This is a genomic window from Streptomyces sp. NPDC002130 (assembly GCF_040296465.1).
In the GTDB taxonomy this organism is placed as follows: domain Bacteria; phylum Actinomycetota; class Actinomycetes; order Streptomycetales; family Streptomycetaceae; genus Streptomyces.
Genome location: NZ_JBEOXI010000846.1, coordinates 1 through 1,417, shown reverse-complemented (window position 1 = coordinate 1,417; position 1,417 = coordinate 1). Strand labels below are relative to the sequence as shown.

The following is a 1,417-nucleotide window of genomic DNA, read 5'->3' as shown; positions in this document are numbered from 1 at the left end:
GGTGTTCCTCGGCGTGTTGATCGGTGTCACCGTGTTTTCGCGGGATGTCGAACAGGGAACACACGTATTGGGGCTTACTCAATCGGTCAGTCGGACTCGTTGGTTCTGGACCCGGGTGTTGATTGTCTTCCTGCCGATTTCTGTGGCTTCGGCATTGCTTGGATTTGCATTGCAATGGGCTCGATCGCTCCCGGACAACTCCCGGTATGCATTTGTTTCCGGGCGCTCGACTTTCGTCGAGATATCGAACCTGTCGTATCCGCTCTTTCAATCCAGCGGACTGGTCTTGGGCGCATACACATTCATGGCACTCATGCTCGGAGCAGCACTGGCTTTGCTGTTGCGTAGTTCGATCGGCGCAATGGCGATCACGATGGTCGGTGTTGTTGCGATCCTGGCAGGATTTCAGTTGGTTGCACGACTCGATTACGCCGAGCCGAGTGTCCGAACATCACCCGTCGCCGGATTCAGTTCCTACTATTCGAGCGATACCAGTATCCCCGCGGTCAATTGGGAACTCGCGCAGGGATATGTCGATCTCCGAGGTAACTGGGTCGACATCGGATACGACGAGTGCATGTGGGGTGGATCAGGCGATGAGAACCCGTACTACCAGCGCCCGGAGGAGACCGGCGCCGAGTACAGCCTCCGCATGGATGTGCTGTCAGCGCAGCAGAACAGGGAGATGGAGATCTGTTTGCGGGAACACGGCGTCGACCACTACGAAGTTCGCTACCACTCGGATGATCAGTTCTGGCGTTTCCAGTTCACGGAAGCTGCACTCGTGCTGATCCTTTCGGGCTTGTTCCTCTTGCCGGCGCTCTGGGGTCTACGACGCCTCAAGCCGTGAGTCAGCGGGCGACCGGTGCGACCGTCAGTTGGTTGATGTTCGCGCCGGTCATCGAGCAACCCTTGGTGGGGTAGGCGAGGAAGACCGAGTCGTAGCTGTTGGGCGGGTAAACCTTCAGTCCCGCAACGTCGGTCACGCCGCACTGATCTGCCGGGTAGTTCTCGACGTTCGTGGCGCGCACCAGAGACGTTGCGGCAGAGCCAGGGGCAAGTGAGACGAGTGAACCGGATCCGGAGCGGCCGGCTGCAGCACCCACTTCGCTTCCGGACGCTCCCGTGACATACGAGACGCCAGGGAAACCGTCGAGCGTGCACGTGCGGCCGCCCGTGTTGGTGAAGACAACCGGAAGCTCCACGGAACCGGCGGCGCCGTTCGGCTGGCCAAGGGTGACGTTCAGTTCCCCCATGGCGCAGCCTTCGGGATTGGGTGCCGTCGAGGTTGTGGTTTGGGCGTGATCGGTATGGGTCGTCGAGGGTGAAGCGGTACCGGTCGGGGTCGTCGGCGCAGAGGTAGCCGTCGTGGTGGCAGGAGCAGGTGAACTCTCGGCTGTTCCCGTTTCATCCGAGC

At 60.3% G+C, this 1,417-nt stretch carries 2 protein-coding genes; one reads left to right on the top strand and one right to left on the bottom strand.

What is annotated here, in order from left to right; genetic code table 11:
• A partial coding sequence (locus ABT116_RS46230) for an ABC-2 membrane transporter-related protein (protein ID WP_502984077.1) occupies positions 1 to 850 on the top strand: 850 nt, incomplete at its 5' end.
• Position 851: 1 nt separating this feature from the next.
• Here ABT116_RS46230 and ABT116_RS46225 read toward each other — a convergent pair.
• Positions 852 to 1,417, bottom strand: a 566-nt coding sequence (locus ABT116_RS46225) for a DUF4232 domain-containing protein (protein ID WP_351647206.1), incomplete at its 5' end; no start/stop codon positions are given.